The 17,388-nt window shown below is 41.1% G+C and carries 14 protein-coding genes and 1 pseudogene; 8 read left to right on the plus strand and 7 right to left on the minus strand.

Translation table 11 applies throughout. The features are described 5' to 3' along the window. Positions 1-261: 261 nt before the first annotated feature. From ACQY3F_RS11670 to ACQY3F_RS11685, 4 genes are read right to left on the minus strand one after another with little or no spacing between them, the layout of a single operon-like run. Positions 262-1,758 carry a cbb3-type cytochrome c oxidase subunit I gene (locus ACQY3F_RS11670; RefSeq protein WP_428355022.1) on the minus strand — a complete coding sequence of 499 codons (1,497 nt, stop codon included), beginning with the start codon at positions 1,756-1,758 and terminating at the stop codon, positions 262-264. A gap of 2 nt (positions 1,759-1,760) precedes the next feature. Next, complete coding sequence (locus ACQY3F_RS11675; RefSeq protein ID WP_428355023.1) at positions 1,761-2,360, minus strand: c-type cytochrome; 600 nt, start codon at positions 2,358-2,360, stop codon at positions 1,761-1,763. Then, positions 2,353-2,685 (minus strand): hypothetical protein, encoded by a 333-nt coding sequence (locus ACQY3F_RS11680; RefSeq protein ID WP_428355025.1) that lies wholly within the window; start codon positions 2,683-2,685, stop codon positions 2,353-2,355. The genes ACQY3F_RS11675 and ACQY3F_RS11680 overlap by 8 nt, the downstream gene beginning before the upstream one ends. Before the next feature lie 22 nt (positions 2,686-2,707). After that, complete coding sequence (locus ACQY3F_RS11685) at positions 2,708-3,049, minus strand: PilZ domain-containing protein (RefSeq protein ID WP_428355026.1); 342 nt, start codon at positions 3,047-3,049, stop codon at positions 2,708-2,710. A 1,187-nt stretch (positions 3,050-4,236) separates the two neighbouring features. On the opposite strand from ACQY3F_RS11685, the gene ACQY3F_RS11690 reads away from it, so the two are divergent. After that, positions 4,237-4,767: a hypothetical protein gene (locus ACQY3F_RS11690; protein ID WP_428355027.1), complete on the plus strand. Its 531-nt coding sequence runs from the start codon at positions 4,237-4,239 to the stop codon at positions 4,765-4,767. Positions 4,768-5,105: 338 nt separating this feature from the next. Here ACQY3F_RS11690 and ACQY3F_RS11695 read toward each other — a convergent pair whose 3' ends face one another. Together ACQY3F_RS11695 and ACQY3F_RS11700 are read right to left on the minus strand one after the other, a co-directional pair. Further along, positions 5,106-6,038: a hypothetical protein gene (locus tag ACQY3F_RS11695; protein ID WP_428355028.1), complete on the minus strand. Its 933-nt coding sequence runs from the start codon at positions 6,036-6,038 to the stop codon at positions 5,106-5,108. 181 nt (positions 6,039-6,219) lie between these two features. Then, the gene (locus ACQY3F_RS11700) at positions 6,220-6,381 is read right to left on the minus strand and encodes a hypothetical protein (RefSeq protein ID WP_428355029.1); all 162 of its coding nucleotides are present in this window, start codon (positions 6,379-6,381) and stop codon (positions 6,220-6,222) included. 337 nt (positions 6,382-6,718) lie between these two features. Between ACQY3F_RS11700 and ACQY3F_RS11705 the strand changes: the two are divergent. Beyond that, positions 6,719-6,987, plus strand: a pseudogene (locus ACQY3F_RS11705) (ABC transporter ATP-binding protein); the annotation flags it as partial. Positions 6,988-7,014: 27 nt separating this feature from the next. Further along, entirely contained in the window at positions 7,015-8,355 is a 1,341-nt protein-coding gene (locus tag ACQY3F_RS11710; protein ID WP_428355031.1) for an alginate export family protein, read from the plus strand. Positions 8,356-8,457: 102 nt separating this feature from the next. Here the strand turns inward: ACQY3F_RS11710 and ACQY3F_RS11715 are convergent, their stop codons facing one another. Continuing rightward, positions 8,458-9,309 (minus strand): NAD(P)H-binding protein, encoded by an 852-nt coding sequence (locus ACQY3F_RS11715; RefSeq protein WP_428355032.1) that lies wholly within the window; start codon positions 9,307-9,309, stop codon positions 8,458-8,460. 122 nt (positions 9,310-9,431) lie between these two features. On the opposite strand from ACQY3F_RS11715, the gene ACQY3F_RS11720 reads away from it, so the two are divergent. The 5 genes from ACQY3F_RS11720 to ACQY3F_RS11740 all read left to right on the plus strand — a co-directional run bounded on the left by ACQY3F_RS11720 (position 9,432) and on the right by ACQY3F_RS11740 (position 17,284). After that, positions 9,432-10,517, plus strand: a complete 1,086-nt coding sequence (locus ACQY3F_RS11720) for a lipocalin family protein (protein WP_428355033.1) — start codon at positions 9,432-9,434, stop codon at positions 10,515-10,517. A 498-nt stretch (positions 10,518-11,015) separates the two neighbouring features. Further along, positions 11,016-13,553 carry a nitrite reductase large subunit NirB gene (gene nirB, locus ACQY3F_RS11725; protein ID WP_428355034.1) on the plus strand — a complete coding sequence of 846 codons (2,538 nt, stop codon included), beginning with the start codon at positions 11,016-11,018 and terminating at the stop codon, positions 13,551-13,553. Continuing rightward, positions 13,553-13,885, plus strand: a complete 333-nt coding sequence (gene nirD / locus ACQY3F_RS11730) for a nitrite reductase small subunit NirD (RefSeq protein ID WP_428355036.1) — start codon at positions 13,553-13,555, stop codon at positions 13,883-13,885. The genes nirB and nirD overlap by 1 nt, the downstream gene beginning before the upstream one ends. 4 nt (positions 13,886-13,889) lie before the next feature. Next, positions 13,890-14,810: a PhzF family phenazine biosynthesis protein gene (locus ACQY3F_RS11735; protein ID WP_428355038.1), complete on the plus strand. Its 921-nt coding sequence runs from the start codon at positions 13,890-13,892 to the stop codon at positions 14,808-14,810. 272 nt (positions 14,811-15,082) lie between these two features. After that, the gene (locus ACQY3F_RS11740) at positions 15,083-17,284 is read left to right on the plus strand and encodes a molybdopterin oxidoreductase family protein (RefSeq protein ID WP_428355039.1); all 2,202 of its coding nucleotides are present in this window, start codon (positions 15,083-15,085) and stop codon (positions 17,282-17,284) included. The last annotated feature ends 104 nt before the right edge of the window (positions 17,285-17,388 follow it).

Raw genomic sequence — 17,388 nt, forward strand, 5'->3', positions numbered from 1 at the left:
GGTAAGTTTTTCTTATTACAGTCGCATTAGGAAATAAGGATTTAATAATACCCGAAACTAGACCTAATAGGATGCGCTGAGGTACGAAGCGCATCACACGCTAAATATGCACTTCGTAGCTCAGCACATCCAATAACTTTTGGATTTAATAAAATTCTCGCTCCTTAGATTTTTTTCAATCCCCAACTATAGATATTACAATAGACCTACGGCACTAGTGCTGGGAACTAGTTCCACAGCACTAAAGGCAATAGATAAGGCTTATTCTGACTGAGCAATAACTTCCGCCTTGCGCGTCTCACCTTTTCCTATGGTTAATAAATCCCAGACTAACAAACCTAAGCCTGAAGCTGTTACTAGACCAAAAAACATACGCCAATTCATGGCTGTCAAAAACGATGGGTGGGTTTGTGCGGCAAAATAGCCCCCCCAGGTAGAGCCGCCTATGGCCCGTTCTATAAAGGACTGTTCATAGCCGGCGATTAGCAAAGCAATCGTCATCCCGAGCACGCCAATATTTAATAAAGCCAGTGACCATTTCCAGCGCCAGGCATTTTGCGAATCGGCCCCCATCCAGACATTACCACGCCAGTGTTGAATGGCAATATAAAAGAAAGCGATATTGATCGTTGCATAAGCCCCAAAAAAGGCTAAATGACCATGTGATGCAGACCATTGAGTCCCATGCGTGTATAAATTAATCTGTGGCAAAGTATGCATAAAGCCCCAGACTCCAGCACCAAAAAAATTACCAAAGGCATGAGCAATCAGCCATGCCATTGCCGGGTGGTTCATGTTTTTAAAGCCACGTTCGCCTGAGTCATAAACAGCATGAACGACCATGGCCACCAAAGGAATCGGTTCTAAGGCGGAGAAAAAACCACCAATGGAGAGCCAGTACTCAGGTGTACCTATCCAGAAATAATGATGCCCTAAGCCTAAAATACCGGAGCCAAACATTAAGGCGACTTCTATATATAACCAGGTAGTCACAATCCTACGGCTAACCCCTAAAATAGTCATCAGTGACCAGGCCATAATAACACCGACTAATACTTCCCATGTTGCTTCAACCCATAGGTGTATCACCCACCACCACCAGAATTGCTCATGAGTGATATTGGTCATATAGAACATACCCGCAACATATAAACCTGCTAATGCGACTAAATCCAGTGTTAAAACACCTGCGATTCCTGACCATTTACCTTGACTAAAGGTCATGACCACGTTGTAGAAGAAAACCAGCATGACAACGACGATGCCAATATCCGCCCAGCGAGGCGCTTCTATATATTCGCGACCTTCGTTAATCAGCCATAAGGTGGTATCGTTTCCTGCGCCTGTTTGTATTAATAGATAAACCAAAACGACGACAGTAATCGTAGCAGAAAACACCCAAAAGCCCAGGATACCAAATTTTAAGCCAACAATTTCTGTCCCACTTTCATCTTCTAAGAGCCAGTAAGTACAGCCGATAAAGCCATAAAGCATCCATAAAATCATGGCATTAATATGCACCATGCGGTTTACACTAAAGTCTAGAATTTCATAAAGAAACTCTGGAGCAATAAATTGTATTCCAGCCAGTAAACCGAATAGTATCTGGAAGATAAATAATATAATGGCTCCCATAAAATATTTGACAGCCAATTTCTGACCACCATTTAGGGTGCTATCGTCAACACCTGCCCAGTTATGAAAGGTGTTTAATTTGTCTTGTATTGAAGATTTAGCGGTTTCAGTATTCGCACTCATAATTAATCATCCTCTGCGTATATGGTTGTGAAATTATAAGGGAAGCCATTGGTATCAATACTCGACATCCATTTTAAGAATGCAACAACGCCTTTCGCTTCTTCCTCAGTAATATCAAGATTAGGCATTTTTCGCCCTGTACCAAAGGTACGCGCGTTCTTTTCAGGGTCCATCAAAAACTTCAGCATCTGTTCTTCACGTAAGTCTACCGTTAGCCAGCCTTGATCTAGCCATGCTTTGGTTAAATCTGGCGCATAATAAGCACCATTACCCAATAAGGTATGGCAATTCATACAGTTTTTAGCCTGCGTGGTTTTTTTACCTAAGGTTACCAATTGCTCCGCTTCTTCCTCAGTAAACTCTTTGCCAAATAATAATTCCTGGCCACCAATCACAGGCATAAATTTATGCAGTGTTTCATCAAATTGGTAATCTATTTTTTTATTAATAACGGAATAGGCTGGGACACGCTCTCCTCCGGCAGAGGTTTGTTTTAAGGTATCAAAGGTTAAAATAACCAAAATTAAAAAAGAGCCGGCGGTCACCCACACAGCAACTTTTTTCCAAAAGGACTCGGAAGCCCATTGAGGTGTTTCACTCATTTTCTTTCTCCGGGGTAGTCATTAAATCGGGTTCGTCATGGGTTTGTTTGCACAAATGCCAGATAGCGATAGGGGCAAAAAAATAACCAATAACCATAAGATAGGAAATAATTCGCCAGTAACCATCCAGGTTAGCAGCAAGCGTTAATTGATAGACTGAAACAAGCAGCACTACGTAAGAGGCATAAGCTGATAGTTTGATGCTCAGCCGAGAATTAACCTTAGACCAGGAAAATAACAGCGCATAACTTGCCCCGGCCATAATAATTAAAGCTGAGGAAAAGAAGGTAATAAAAAAATCTTTTAAAGCGACGGGTTCTAGCATATTTATTTTAGATTAATAAGAATTAGTGAGGATGCATGACGCACTCAAACATTAAGCCATCCATGTCTTTTTTAGCTAGCGGGTCGATAAAATGGACTCCACACTCTGACTCCGTGTGGCAATGGATGATAACACCATGAATACGGATGGGAATGCCCGTTTTTGGAAGCTTTAGGGTAATAGTAATCTTATCCTTTACCTTAGCAACTAAAGGAGAATTTAGTTTGATTTTAATTCCTGAGTAGCTTAAGTCAACGACAACACCATCCATCGTCAGCTCTTCATCAGGAGGACGACTAATGAGTATCTGTGCAGATAAATCGTTAGGCTCGACTCTTGGATGGCGTCGTTTTTCAGAATGCATAGTCCCTCTTTGCGTGTACCTGTCAAATCAAAAATGCTGATAAGTTGAAGAAACCAAAGGGATAATTCATACTTTAATATAAAAACTTAATTATCTTATTGGATTAGGGTATATTACTCGCTTTTCAAAAATAATGCATTTTCTAAGGGGTAATTATCCCATCCGTTTTTGAACATCATCTACTTTAATAGTTCTGCTCTTGAAGGATATAAAACCATAGCTGAGCAAGTTACGTTTCTCCCTGCTATACCAATGAAACATTCCACTGCGGCTAACTATTGTTGGTCTCTAGATCAATAATAAACAGTTTAATATTCAGCTATTGCTCTTATCTATATTAGTCGCAATTAAATCATACAGACACTGCTGGGAGTTGATGAAAACTAACGACCGACATTTCTTAAAGAACAATTAACTATGAATAGAATGGTGAATAGCAGATGACGAATCAAAGGAGCCGGTGAAACTTTCAACATTTCAATCAAGATCAGCCCTTTGGCCAGAGCTGTTGATCCTCTACGCCCACATGAACTTCCTTGACTATCGGTTCAAGTAGCACTGCGATATTCATCGTCCGATCAATTCGAGACAAGGCTAGGTGCTATAACTTTTGAAATATTAGTGTTTTGTTGCAATAGCACGACAAAAAAACTTAAATTACCTAAGAAAAATTAAATAACGAACAGGTCGTTACGGTAATAATTAGACAGATAAAAGTTTACCTGATTACCCATGACTCTCAGCCATTCTCCGTCATTCCTGCAAGCTTTTAGCAGGAATCTCATCGGTTTAGTACAGATTCCCGATAAAAGACTTCGGGAATGACGAGGTTTTTAACATGCTGATTTTTTAGGTTTATTCTACTGTAGCTGAGAGTTGTACGTAATCAGCAAATTTTATGAGAACCCAGTTGAGGCATTATTCTTGTGAATTCATGTAATTGTCGGGTATTGAGTACACTTTAGGCGTCAATAAAGGTTTTATATTCTCAATATTGACTGTCGGGCTTCCATTAATAGGGCTGTGCTTGAACATGGCATATCAATTGCAGAGGTAGACATGCAATCAAGCATCCAAATGAGTGTCAATCATACTGAATATTATTAGCTGCTCATCTCTCATATGGGTTTAGCGGAGTTTGTTTGACTTAACTTGAAAGAAAATTTTTTATACACCTGGAAAAATTAATGAAATTAAACTATACACTTCCCCCCTTATTGGCAGTTCTTTTATCACCTGGTATTTCTGGGGCTGATCCCATTGCTATCAAAGGAAACTTAAGCTTTATTGCTGCCAATAGTTCATTAACCATCGCACCATTAGCAGTCGGTAACATGACTTCACAAGTTGACTATGAGTTACCTGAAGACTGCCCTAAAAGTACCCCTATACCAATAGAGGGTGATCAACAAATAGCACTCGATATCATTCTGCAAGGTGACTATGCGGTTGTGGCTAATTTTAATTCAGCTGAAATCCTTAAAACAGTCAATATCAGTGCGTGTTTAAGCAAAGAAACTGACAAGGAAGATGATGACGACCATCATCATTGTGATAAGAACGCTACTGTTGATTTAGAGGAGGGCAGTATGCATATCCCATGCCTTGATGTTGATGGAAAATATTATTCTCTAGAAATGGATCGAAGAGGACACTCAGATAATTGGCTAGTTAATATGGAGTCCCTAGCCTTATCAAAAACAAAGGAGCAGGAGTAGTCTAATTTAACACCTTGTTGCTTTTAGCTATTAAACTAAAAGGGTCTTTCTATAGCGCAATATTAATTATCTAAGGAGCGAGAATTTAATAATACCCGAAAGTATGGCGCAGGGTTTTGGCATCACAGGCGTGTTAGGAAAACAGGCGCATAGCAGGCTACGCAACTGTTTTTCTAGCGCGACTGTGGAGTCAAAAGACAAGTCAGACTCGGGTATTATTGAATTCTCGCTCCTAAGTATATATAAATGTGTTGTGGAAAGACCTTACTCCATTATTTAACCCCGTTTTTCCAATCAATGGGGTCAACCTAAGGTTTCCCCAGTTATTTCTACTTTTTTTACCCTGTCACAACAGGTTTTTTCTTTTTCCAGAATACATATCCCAAAATACCCGTCAGTAAAAAACCAATAATATAAGGTACTTTACTGATAATTTGTATGGGTTGCTTAACGCTAGTGAACACAAATTTAGTGAGTACGCCTAGGCCAGAGTCATTGACATCAATGGTAATAGACTGTGCATTTAAAAAGGGGATTTGTATTTCCCCACCATCAAAAGACTTGTAGTTTTTAGATCGAATTTGTACAAAATTAGGATAAATAGCCGTCGAAGAAAAGCTGGCACCTGAACCCAGAGCATCAGCAAGTTCAGATTCAATTTCTTTAGTTGTCTTACCATCCGTTATTATTTTTATGGGGGCATTATTATCAATAGTGACACTCACAAAGCCTCCCGCTGTTTCTTTTTTTACCGCCGTAGAAAAGCCAGCAATATATTCAACAGCCGCAGAATAAACAATATCTATTGCGATACCCGTTGATGCAGACTTAAAGCTTTTATCAGGAATAGAATATTTCAATTCCTGATTACTGTAATCTCTGGTTGTAATTCGAGTTAATTCGAAACCATCCTTGTTGCCTACAAGAAGCTTAGATTTATTGTTTTTTACAATAGCACCACGGTCAAGAGGTGTACGTGTTACGACCGCTGCGTTGAGCGCTTTAGTCATTTTATAAGCCACTTCAACATCAGTCATCGGAGATGCCGTTTCGGTTCCATTTACAAACATGAGTCCATTAATATCTTTTAGCGCCTCGTCTCCTTTGCGCCATGTCACTAAATAGGAAAATGCCGTTTCCCCAGTTCTTTTAGAAAACCCGGTTTGCAAGCGCAGCTGATTTGTTCCTGCCGGAGATGAATAAGCACCTCCTGATAGGGAAAATATCAAGAAAAAGAGCATTGCTAAGCTAAGTTGTTTTATAGTTTTCATTGTTTATCCTTATATAGATTTTGCTCATTATACCGATACTTAGGGCTGAGAATTTTATAAAACCTGAAACTGATGTGTCTTTTTTTTCAAATTCAAGAATCAATGGGGCAGACGTGATTGATATAAGAAATTATGTATCTATTTGATTTTTAATGTAATATATTTTCAATCGAATCTAACCCTATTGGTTCATAGTAACCTTATCCTTTACCTTAGCAACTAAAGGAGAATTCAGTTTAATTTTAATTCCTGAGTAGCTTAGGTCAACAACACCACCACCCATCGTCAGCTCTTCATCAGGAGGACGACTAACGTGTAGCTGTGCAGATAAATCTTTAGGCACGACTCTTGGATGACGTCATTTTTCAGAATGCATAGTCTCTCTTTGCGTGTACCTGCCAAATAAAAAATGCTGATAATTTGAAGAAACCAAAGGGATAATTCGTGCTTTAATATAAAAACCTATTAATATTATTGAAATAGGGTATATTACTCGCGTTTCAAAAATAATGCATTTTCTAAGTGGTAATTGTCCGATCCGTTTTTGGACATCATCTACTTTGATAGTCCAGCTCTTGAACGATATAAAACCATAGTTGAGCAAGTCACGTTTCTCACTGCTATACCAATGAAACATTCCACCTGCGGCTGACTATTGTTGACCTCTAGATCAATAACAAACTAGCTGGGAGTTACAAGAAGTGCTAATGGAAGTATGGCAACGTACTCAGGTGACCGCAATTATGGTTACCCATGATGTTGATGAAGCCATTCTATTAGCTGACCGAGTGGTTATGATGAGTAATGGACCCAACGCCAAGGTCGGTAAAGTCGAAGTTGTGATTTACCAAGACCCAGAACACGAAAAAACCTGTTGCAACACCCTGATTATTATAAATACCGAGAAAGTTTATTAACTTTCTTGGCCGAATGCGATAAAGCACATTAATTTTTTTTAAACTTAGGAGTCCCTAACATGCTGTCAAAAGCAAATAAACCAACAAAACCTAAACGTTTTGTTAAAACCGTCCTATCCACTGCCATTCTGGCATCTTTCTTCATTCAGCCTGCTGTCGCTGTAGAGACATATATTGATGCGCTTGATAATCAAGTCGAAGATGCTTTAAAATTTGAGAATGAAACTGGCAAATATGGCCAGGTAAAATTTGATTTACGTTACCGTTTTGAATTGGCCGATGTCGCTAACAGTGGTAAAGAAACAGCCTATGCCAATACCTTGCGCTTGCGTTTGGGTTATTTAACACCTGAATATCAAGGTTTACAGGGGTATGTTGAATATGAAGGAAACCTGGCTATGCAAGATGACTACTTTTCCCCTAAATCACACTGGAAAGGAGACCCAAGCCGTGATGTCATTGCAGATCCTCAGACTAGTGAGTTAAACCAGTTATGGGTAAGTTATAAAGGTATTCCTGACACTGAAATCAAAGCAGGTCGACAAGTTATTAATATGGATGATCAGCGTTTTATAGGGGCTGTGGCTTGGCGTCAAATGGAGCAAACCTTTGACTCAGGGGTAATCACCAATAAATCAATTGAAAACTTAACATTAAAGGCGGGTTATATAGGCCAGGTTCAAGATATTTGGTCTCAAGAAAGAGATGTTAACTTTCCTTTTGCTAACGTTAACTACAAATTTAAAGATATTGCGAGCTTAACGGGTTATGGTTTTTGGATAGCTAATTATGGTTATGATGATGGTGAAGTTCCAAATCAACCTCCTTCTGGGGGACTGTCAAGTCAAACATACGGATTAGCAGTGACTGGCTCACCTAAAATAACTAAAGACGTCAAACTACATTACCGAGCTGAATACAGTTATCAATCTAATTATGCAAATAACCCCAACAGTGTAAAATTAAGTCGTTACAGCTTAATGGGAGGCGCTAGCTATATGGGAGTCACTTTAAAAGGTGCAGTAGAAGAGTTAGGTGCCAATGGAGCTCAAGCCTTCCAGACTCCTTTTGGAACAAACCATAAATTCCAGGGTTGGGCAGATAAGTTCCTGGTCACGCCTAAAGATGGTGTGCGCGATATCAATGCTACTTTAGCAGGTAAGATTCTAGGCAACACTAAACTAGCCTTTGTTTATCATAACTTCCAAAGTGTTACCAACAGTATAGATTACGGTAATGAATATGATTTCTTGATCACACATAACTTTGGCAAACATTATCATATCTTGGCTAAATACGCTTATTATGATGCAGCAAGCGTTAATGGTAACGTCGCATATAACCCTGCTTTAACAAAAAATACCAATAAATTCTGGTTACAGGCTGGCGTTAAGTTCTAAGCTGCATAGTATATCTTAGAGACAGAGGACACTTTGTCTCTAAGATTATAATGCAGTCCTTTCATCCCGCGTTTAGCTCTGTTAAACCCTACAATCCCCTACTTATGCAAAGCTTATTTGCATAAGATCAGCATGCAAAAATTGGTAGTTTAAACACCGTTTCACTTTTTCGTTACTGACAATTTTATAAGTATTTTCAGTATTCTCTGCAAATTCCGGTGGCGACAAATCCAGTAATTTTCTGGCATAGGTATAAAACTCTCGTTTGCCCGGATGCGTATCCGCACAGGCATTAAACACCTCGCCCCAGATATCTTGCGCAATGATGGCACTGATAATACCGATACAGTCATCGCGATGAATCAGGTTAACTGGAGCCTCGGGTTGATCGACCACCTTACCTTGGCGAAAAAAACGCCCCGGATGTCGGCTGTAGCCTATCAATCCACTAAGGCGTATGACTGTAGTAGAAAAGTGGAGATTATTCCTAAAGCTGTTTTCTATCTGCCATAAAGGACTTTGCTTTAGCTCTGCTCCCTCATTCTCGGTAACCACTTTATTCAAGTTGGCATACACCGAGGTTGAACTCACAAATAGTACTTTTTCTATGCTTGACTGCTCTATTAGCGATATCAGCTGACTAAAACTCGCGAGATTTTTACTGGTGATATTTATAATCAATATATTGGCTTGCAGAAATTTCGCAGCTGCGGCATCCAACCTATCAATATCAATCACAAAGGGCTGAACACCTGCTGCTTTAAGCTCTGGGAAACGCGCTGCTGACCGGGTAGAAGCATTGACTTGAAAGCCAATATTTAAAAAGTACCTGGCTAACGGCAAACCTAGCCAGCCACTGCCTAAAATGCTGAGAGTTTTGATATAAATACTCCGGTGAGATAAATTTAATATTATTTTATTTGCTATTTTCCCATGTTCCTTGCATAACCTCACCTGATTAGGTATATCTTTCAGCTATTTTATAAAACCCGTATTACACAAGCTCCATAACGGGCTACAATTGGTTTATTTCGGGTAGCAACTAATCTCAGAGCCTTAATTTATAAACATGCATTATGAATAAAAAAGTGCGGGTAAAAAAAAGATACAAAAAGAAAAGAAAAAATTACAAAACCCTAGCCTTTGTTGGTATTTTTATGCTCTTAGCAACCCTCTGGGCATTTTACCAACTGACCAAGCCTAAAGTCGCAACAGAATGGTTTGATAGCCGGGTCAGTAATACACAGAACATAGTATTACCCAGAGATGATGGCTACCACGATAATACAATGGAATGGTGGTATTACAATGGCCGCCTAACAACAGAAAGCGGCAAGGAATATAGTTTTCATTTTACCAGCTTCCTGGTTAATAACATGATGACCCACACAGTGTTTCATAGCTCTTTAGGGGATCACTCCGGCAATCAACATTACACTGACCAAAGCCGTACCGCTGGTAACCCCACGGTCGGAATTAAAAATAGCTTCCTGTTTAAACATCAAAACTGGTACATGCACGGGGATAATGGGCATGACCACCTGAAAGTTAGCAATGATAATTTTGCCTTTGATCTGCGATTAGAAAATTCTGAACCCGTGGTAAGTCATGGTCAAGATGGTATTATTTCATTAGATATCGCTGGTGATAGCTATTATTATTCGCGTACCCGTATGAAAATTACTGGCACACTCGACATTGCAGGCACTCAGGAGCGAGTGATAGGTATTGCCTGGTTTGACCACCAGTGGGGAGATTTTTTACCGGCAAAATTATCCTGGGACTGGTTTAGTATCCAACTAGATAATGGCATGGATTTAATGCTTTACCAACTACGCGACAAACAAGGTAACCCGGTACGTTACTCTACAACCATTTCAAAAGATGGCGTAACTGAAATACTGGATATAACGGAATTTACCCTGACACCGGGTCAAAAGTGGCACAGTAAACAAACAGGAAACAATTATCCCGTCGTCTGGAACTTAAAAATACCGGGCAAAAATATAGATTTAAATATTCACAGTATTATTAAAAACAGCGAAGTGGATGCCAGGCTCAGCACCTACCTAATCTATTGGGAAGGTGCGGTAAATATCAGCGGAAGTCATACAGGTCAGGGTTTTATGGAGCTACAAGGTTACAAGGGAGATAATAAGTAATTGCCCGCTGTAAATAGGAGTCCCCCCTCAATGCTGTTGACTTAAGCCCTCTCTTGCTGGAGGGTTGGTGAGGAGTATAAAATCAAGCATTTATAATCCTAGAAAAATCAGTTGAGCGCGAATTTATAGTGCAAGATATGGAAATTAATATAATACTTTCAAAAAATTTTAGCTTCACCCATAGGTTAAGCGGGCATTTTTTGGAAGTGCGGTGGAATCAAGAGCTTGTACTAGAAAACGTGAGCAACTGATTTTTCTAGGATAATCTCCTCATCCCAACCTTCTCCCTCTGGAGAAGGAGCTTATTATTAAGTCAACAGCATTGCCCCATTAGCCTTGCATTGCACCATTTAAAGACGACATTGCACCACAAACGAGCGCACGGATATTCGGGCGCTAACGATTAAGGCTATTAAGAATACAATACAATAACTTAAGTCATGGCACAAAACATGCTTCAAAAAACTAAATTAGATTTACGCATCTATAGAGGATCGCATGAGTAAAAAACAAACTTTAGTGGTTATTGGTAATGGTATGGTCGGGCATAACTTCCTGGAAAACCTTATTGCCAGTGACGTAAAAGATACATACGAGATAGTCACTTTCTGTGAAGAACAGCGAGCAGCTTATGACCGGGTGCATTTAACAGAATTTTTCTCGGGAAAATCTGCGCAGGACCTTTCTATGGTCAGCGATGGCTTTTTTGAAGATAACAATATTAAAATTCACTTAGGTGATAAAGCTGTTGCGATTGATAAAGCGCAAAAATTTGTTACTTCGGAAAAAGGCGTGCAGATTAGTTATGACAAACTGGTTCTGGCAACGGGTTCATATGCCTTTGTCCCTCCGGTAGAAGGGCATGACCGTGAGAATTGTTTTGTATACCGTACTATCGAAGACCTCGAAGCGCTAACTGCAGCAGCTAAAAACTCCAAAGTGGGTGCGGTAGTAGGAGGTGGTTTATTAGGCCTTGAAGCTGCTAAAGCTTTAAAAGACCTGAATCTTAAAACCAATGTTATTCAGTTTTCGCCACGCTTAATGTCTGCTCAGCTTGATGCAGGCGGTGCACAAATGCTAGCTAATAAAATCGAAGCTCTGGGCATTTCCGTTCTGGCCAGCAAAAATACGCAGAAAATTGTCGATGGTACGGAATGTAAACACAAAATGTTGTTTGCTGATGGTACCGAGCTGGAAACCGATATTATTTTATTTTCAACAGGTATTCGCCCACGTGATGAAATTGCCCGCATCAGTGGCATTGAAGTCGGTGCACGTGGTGGTATTGTTATTGATAACCAATGTAAAACGTCCGATCCAGACATTTATGCAATTGGCGAATGTGCCGTATGGAATGGTCAAACCTTTGGCTTGGTTGCACCTGGCTACAATATGGGACGTACGGTTGTCGCGAACCTGGCAGGTGGGGATGCCAGTTTTACCGGTGCCGATATGAGTACTAAATTAAAACTCAATGGCGTTGATGTTGCCAGTATCGGTGATGCACATGCTAATTCACAAGGCGCGTTAGTATATACATACCAAAATGGTGCAGACGAGATTTACAAACGCCTGGTAGTGAGTGCTGATAAAAAGAAACTCCTTGGCGCCGTGCTGGTCGGTGATGCTACTGGTTATGGCACTTTATCGCAATACTATTTAAATGGTATTGATTTACCTGAAAATCCGGACAGTTTGATTTTACCTGCTCGTTCCGATGAATCAGTGGGCTTGGGGCCAGATGCTCTGCCCGAGTCCGCGCAAATTTGCTCCTGCTTTGATGTTACCAAAGGACAAATCTGTTCTGCAGTTGAAGGCGGCAGCCATACCATGGGCGCTCTAAAAGAGACGACTAAAGCCGCAACCGGTTGTGGCGGTTGTAGCGCTTTATTAAAATCTGTACTAGATTGTGAACTTGCTAAATCAGGTTTTGAGGTCAATACCGATATCTGTGAGCATTTTGCTTATACGCGCCAGGATTTATACAACCTGATTATGGTTAATCAAATCAAATCCTTTGATGAATTAATTACCCAACATGGTCAAGGCCGTGGTTGCGAGGTCTGTCGTCAGGCTATAGGTTCTATTCTAGCCTCTTACTGGAATGACTATATTTTAGAAAACCAGCACCTTAGCCTACAAGATACTAACGATACTTTTCTGGCTAATATGCAAAAAGATGGCACCTATTCGGTTGTGCCACGTATGACCGGTGGTGAAGTTACGCCCGACGGTTTAATTGCTATCGGTCAGATCGCCAAAAAATTTAAGTTATATACGAAAGTTACAGGCGGTCAGCGTGTCGATTTATTTGGCGCACGAGTCGATCAATTACCTTTGATCTGGCAGGAACTGATTGATGCAGGCTTTGAATCAGGTCACGCCTATGGCAAGTCTTTAAGAACCGTTAAATCCTGCGTTGGTAGCACCTGGTGTCGCTTTGGAGTTGACGATAGTGTTGGCTTGGCTGTGCAGCTGGAAAATCGTTATAAGGGTCTACGCGCACCACACAAAATCAAGTTTGCTGTCTCCGGTTGTACCCGCGAATGTGCCGAAGCACAAAGCAAAGATATTGGTGTTATCGCGACTGAAGACGGCTGGAATCTTTATGTCTGCGGTAATGGTGGCATGAAGCCACGTCATGGTGATTTATTTGCGACTAATTTAGACAAAGAAACCTTAATCAAATATATCGACCGGGTCTTAATTTTTTACGCGCGCACGGCTGACCGCTTACAACGTACTTCGGTATGGATGGAAAATATGGAAGGTGGTCTGGATTACCTAAAATCCGTGGTTATCGAGGATAAATTAGGACTCTGCGAGGATTTGGAAACGCAAATGCAGAATGTTGTTGAAACTTATCAGTGTGAATGGAAAACAACAATTGCCGATGAAAAAAAACTGAAGCGTTTCCGTCACTTTATTAACAGTGATAAAACTGATGACAATATAATCTTTGTTGAAGAGCGCGGTCAAATCCGTCCCGCCAACGAAGAAGAACGCCAGCACTTTGCCCTAGTAGAGGAAGCATAATGAGCACATGGATTGATATTTGCCCTGTAGACGATTTGCAGCCAGACTCTGGAGTTTGTGCTCTAGTCGAAGATAAACAAATCGCTATTTTTTATATGCCTAAAGACAATGCTCTGTATGCCATTAATAATTATGACCCTTTTGGTAAAGTACATGTGCTATCACGCGGCTTGATTGGTGACATCAAGGGCGAACCGATGGTAGCATCACCTCTGTATAAACAACATTTCAGTTTAAAAACAGGCATCTGTTTTGAAGACGAAACCGTTAAAAATGAAACCTATGCCATTCGTATAGAGAATAATCGCGTAGAAATCAGCCTGGAGGGATAACACAATGAATTATACATATTATATAGCTGACGTCTTTACCAAGACGGTATTTAATGGTGCGCAAGTTGCTGTTTTCCCAGAAGCCGAAGGATTAAGCGCTCAACAAATGAGCCTGATCGCCAAAGAATTGAACTTAACTGAAACGGTATTTCTGAGCAACAAAGAAGGCCAGGAAAATTATTTCCGCATGCAGATTTTTTCACCTTTAGGGGAAATTGATTTTGCCGGACATCCTATTATTGCAGCTGCTTATGTTTTAGCTGCCTGCAATAAACTGTCTCTGCAAGACACTTACACGCCTGTTGTTTTTGCACAAAATACCGGAGATATACAAACCAGTATTACAAGCTCGAACGGCCAACCTAGCTTTATTCAATTCACTCGTACCGTGTCACCTGTCGTAGACTACTACACCCCACCCGAGTCTGAATTGGCAAGCTTCCTGGGTATAGATGAAGCGCATATTGATTCGAAAAAATATTGCACGCGCCTGGTCTCCTGTGGCATGCCGTATTTGATTGTGCCTGTTTATTATTATCAAACCGTACGTGATGCAGTTTTTAATTTATCCGCCTGGAGTCAATCATTAGCACCACAAACAGCAGCGCAGGAAATATTATTGGTATCGCCAAAAACGCCCTATCAAGACTCAGACTTTGCTGCCCGGCTGGTAGGGCCCAATATTGGTGTACATGACGACCCACCCGTGGGTTCCGCTATACCTTCTCTTGCTGCTTATTTATGCTCTTTCGACCACATGCAAAAAGGGACTTATACTTTTTCAGTTCAGCGGGGCGATGAAAAAATGCGCCGTAGCGTGCTTAATCTGGAAATGGATCATAAGGGCGAAGACAGCTTGACCGTGCGTGTTGGTGGTGAAGCCGTAAAAGTCGCTGAAGGAACCATGGTTATTCCCGAAGCTTAACCCTACCACCAGACTGCGGTTTATATATACTTCCCGCGCTCACGGATGGCAAAAAAGCGGCACTTCGCCCTGCTTTTTTGCCACCGGTAGTTTACTACATTAGGCTCAATACAAAGCAGAGAATACGATTTGACACAGCCTGAAAATTTTTGAGACACATTGGCTTAACCTAAGAAAATCAGTTGCTCACGGTTTAAGACTCCGAGAAATCAAACCTTAGCCCTAACAAACCGTAAGTGCTCTGATCTGAATCACTACACTATAGAAATATTATGCTATTTGGTCGTAACAAAAAAAATCCCATAACTATTGCAGATAAAAAAGTTGAAAAATGGACTTATTCAACTTGCGGTTACTGTTCTACGGGGTGTTCAATTGAAATCGGTACAAATCAAGACGGGATTCCGGTCTCTTCCCGTGGCGTGGGTGGTGCGGATGTAAACCAGGGAAAGCTCTGTTTGAAAGGTATTTTTGGACATGAGTTATTTGATTCTGCGGGTAGAGGTAAAACACCTTTAATCAGAGGTGACTTTCATGATCCATGGAATAATGCTAGCTGGGATGATGTAACCGCGAAAATGGCCGCTGAAATCAAACGTATCCAGTCTACTTATGGGCGCGATTCCTTTGCTATCATCTCAACCGGACAAATTCTGACCGAAGGCTTTTATACTTTAGGAAAGCTTGCACGTGGTGTTATTGGCACCAACAACTACGATGGTAATACTACCCTATGTATGGCGTCAGCGGTATCAGGCTATAAACGCTCATTTGGTTCGGATGGACCTCCTGGATGTTACGAAGATTTTGAACATACTGAGTGCTTGATTGCCTGGGGATCTAATCTTCCCGAACAACACCCTATTATTTACTGGCGCATGAAAGAGGCGCAGGAAAAACGTCCTTTTCCTTTAATTGTCATAGATCCGCGTGTCACTATGCTGGCACAAAATGCAGATATGCACCTGGCAATCACACCAGGCACCGATGTAGTGCTGCAAAATGCCTTAATGCACGTTATTCTGGCAGAAGGCCTGGAAGATAGAGAATATATAGCAGCCAATACTCATGGCTTGGAGCAATTAGAAAAAGAAGTACAGAAGTATGATCCAACCAGTGCCGCTAAAATTTGCGGGATTGATGAAGATACCATTCGCCATGTCGCGCGGCTTTATGCCAAAGCAGGTGCAGCGATGAATATCTGGACGATGGGAATCAATCAAAGCACCCATGGCTCTGATGGCGTAGTCGGATTAAATAACTTGAGTTTACTGACGGGTAATATCGGCAAAAAAGGCGGCACCAGCTTATCCATTACCGGGCAATGTAATGCCATGGGAACTCGTGAATGGTCATCATGTTCCGGGTTACCTGGATACCGTTCGCTGGAAAATCCGCAGGATCGTGAAGATATAGGTAAATTCTGGAATGTTGACCCGGAGTTTTTTCCTAAACAACGGGGTATGGCGCAAACAGACATCTTCCCTGCTATCGAAACAGGTGCTATCAAAGGCTTATGGTTAGTTGGGACTAACCCCATGACTTCGATGCCTAATACGGCGCGGATACGTAAAACACTGGAAAAACTTGAATGTCTGGTGGTACAGGATTCTTATCTGGATGTAGAAACCACCGAATATGCACATATCTTTCTTCCAGCAGCGATCTGGGCAGAAAAAGAAGGCTGCTTTACCAATACTGAAAGGCGCGTGAATATCGTGCGTAAGGTAAAAGAACCTTATGAAAATACCAAAACTGATTTGCATATTTTTAATGAAGTGGCTAAACAGTTCGAGCAATCAGAAAAAATGACCTTTCCTTACAATCCTTCCGAAGTATTCGATGAAATGCGTCATTTATCCAAAGGACGACTCGTCGATATATCAGGAATGACTCATGATTTAATTGAAGAAAATCGCGGTATTCAATGGCCGTATACCGAGGAACAGGCAAAACGAGGTGAAGCACCTCCGCAAGGTGGCAAGCGTTTATATAGCGAACCGGGTACCTTCCGCTTTGCTGATGGTATGGCTAAATTGATTCCTTTACCTTTTATCGATAACAATGAAGTGCCCGATGCGGACTTTCCATTCTGGTTAAATTCGGGGCGTCTGGTAGAGCACTTTCATACCCGTACGCGTACTGGAAAAATTGGCAATAACAACAAGTACAGCCCGACTCCATTTATGGAAATGAACCCGGATGCAGCTGCTGAGCTAGGCATAATACACCAGAGCTATGTCCGTGCTGTTTCCCGACGCAGTGATGCAGTGGTTATGGTAATGCTGACACAAAGAGTACCCAGAAATATGGTGTTTATCCCCTTCCACTTTTTTGATTGTGTTAACCGTTTGACTCTGGGCCTGTTAGACCCCCACTCACGTCAACCTGCATTTAAGCAATCTGCTGTGCGTATTGAGCACATCAATCAGGAAGAAGCTGCAATAATCAATAAAGAGTCACGCAGTTTTTAATTTTATTTAAAACGACATTTCCAGGTTCCCACGCTCTAGCATGAGAATCTATACAGGAACGTTCCAGCGTTCCGAGGCGCTAAGCGTCTAAACATACATTTCCA

Source organism: Methyloprofundus sp., assembly GCF_965251085.1.
Classification (GTDB): Bacteria; Pseudomonadota; Gammaproteobacteria; order Methylococcales; family Methylomonadaceae; genus Methyloprofundus.

Coding starts and splice junctions, on each gene's coding strand:
- ACQY3F_RS11670 (WP_428355022.1), bottom strand. CDS start 1,758: ATGAGTGCGAATACTGAAACCGCTAAATCTTCAATACAAGACAAATTA.
- ACQY3F_RS11675 (WP_428355023.1), bottom strand. CDS start 2,360: ATGAGTGAAACACCTCAATGGGCTTCCGAGTCCTTTTGGAAAAAAGTT.
- ACQY3F_RS11680 (WP_428355025.1), bottom strand. CDS start 2,685: ATGCTAGAACCCGTCGCTTTAAAAGATTTTTTTATTACCTTCTTTTCC.
- ACQY3F_RS11685 (WP_428355026.1), bottom strand. CDS start 3,049: ATGCATTCTGAAAAACGACGCCATCCAAGAGTCGAGCCTAACGATTTA.
- ACQY3F_RS11690 (WP_428355027.1), top strand. CDS start 4,237: ATGAAATTAAACTATACACTTCCCCCCTTATTGGCAGTTCTTTTATCA.
- ACQY3F_RS11695 (WP_428355028.1), bottom strand. CDS start 6,038: ATGAAAACTATAAAACAACTTAGCTTAGCAATGCTCTTTTTCTTGATA.
- ACQY3F_RS11710 (WP_428355031.1), top strand. CDS start 7,015: ATGCTGTCAAAAGCAAATAAACCAACAAAACCTAAACGTTTTGTTAAA.
- ACQY3F_RS11720 (WP_428355033.1), top strand. CDS start 9,432: ATGAATAAAAAAGTGCGGGTAAAAAAAAGATACAAAAAGAAAAGAAAA.
- nirB (WP_428355034.1), top strand. CDS start 11,016: ATGAGTAAAAAACAAACTTTAGTGGTTATTGGTAATGGTATGGTCGGG.
- nirD (WP_428355036.1), top strand. CDS start 13,553: ATGAGCACATGGATTGATATTTGCCCTGTAGACGATTTGCAGCCAGAC.
- ACQY3F_RS11735 (WP_428355038.1), top strand. CDS start 13,890: ATGAATTATACATATTATATAGCTGACGTCTTTACCAAGACGGTATTT.
- ACQY3F_RS11740 (WP_428355039.1), top strand. CDS start 15,083: ATGCTATTTGGTCGTAACAAAAAAAATCCCATAACTATTGCAGATAAA.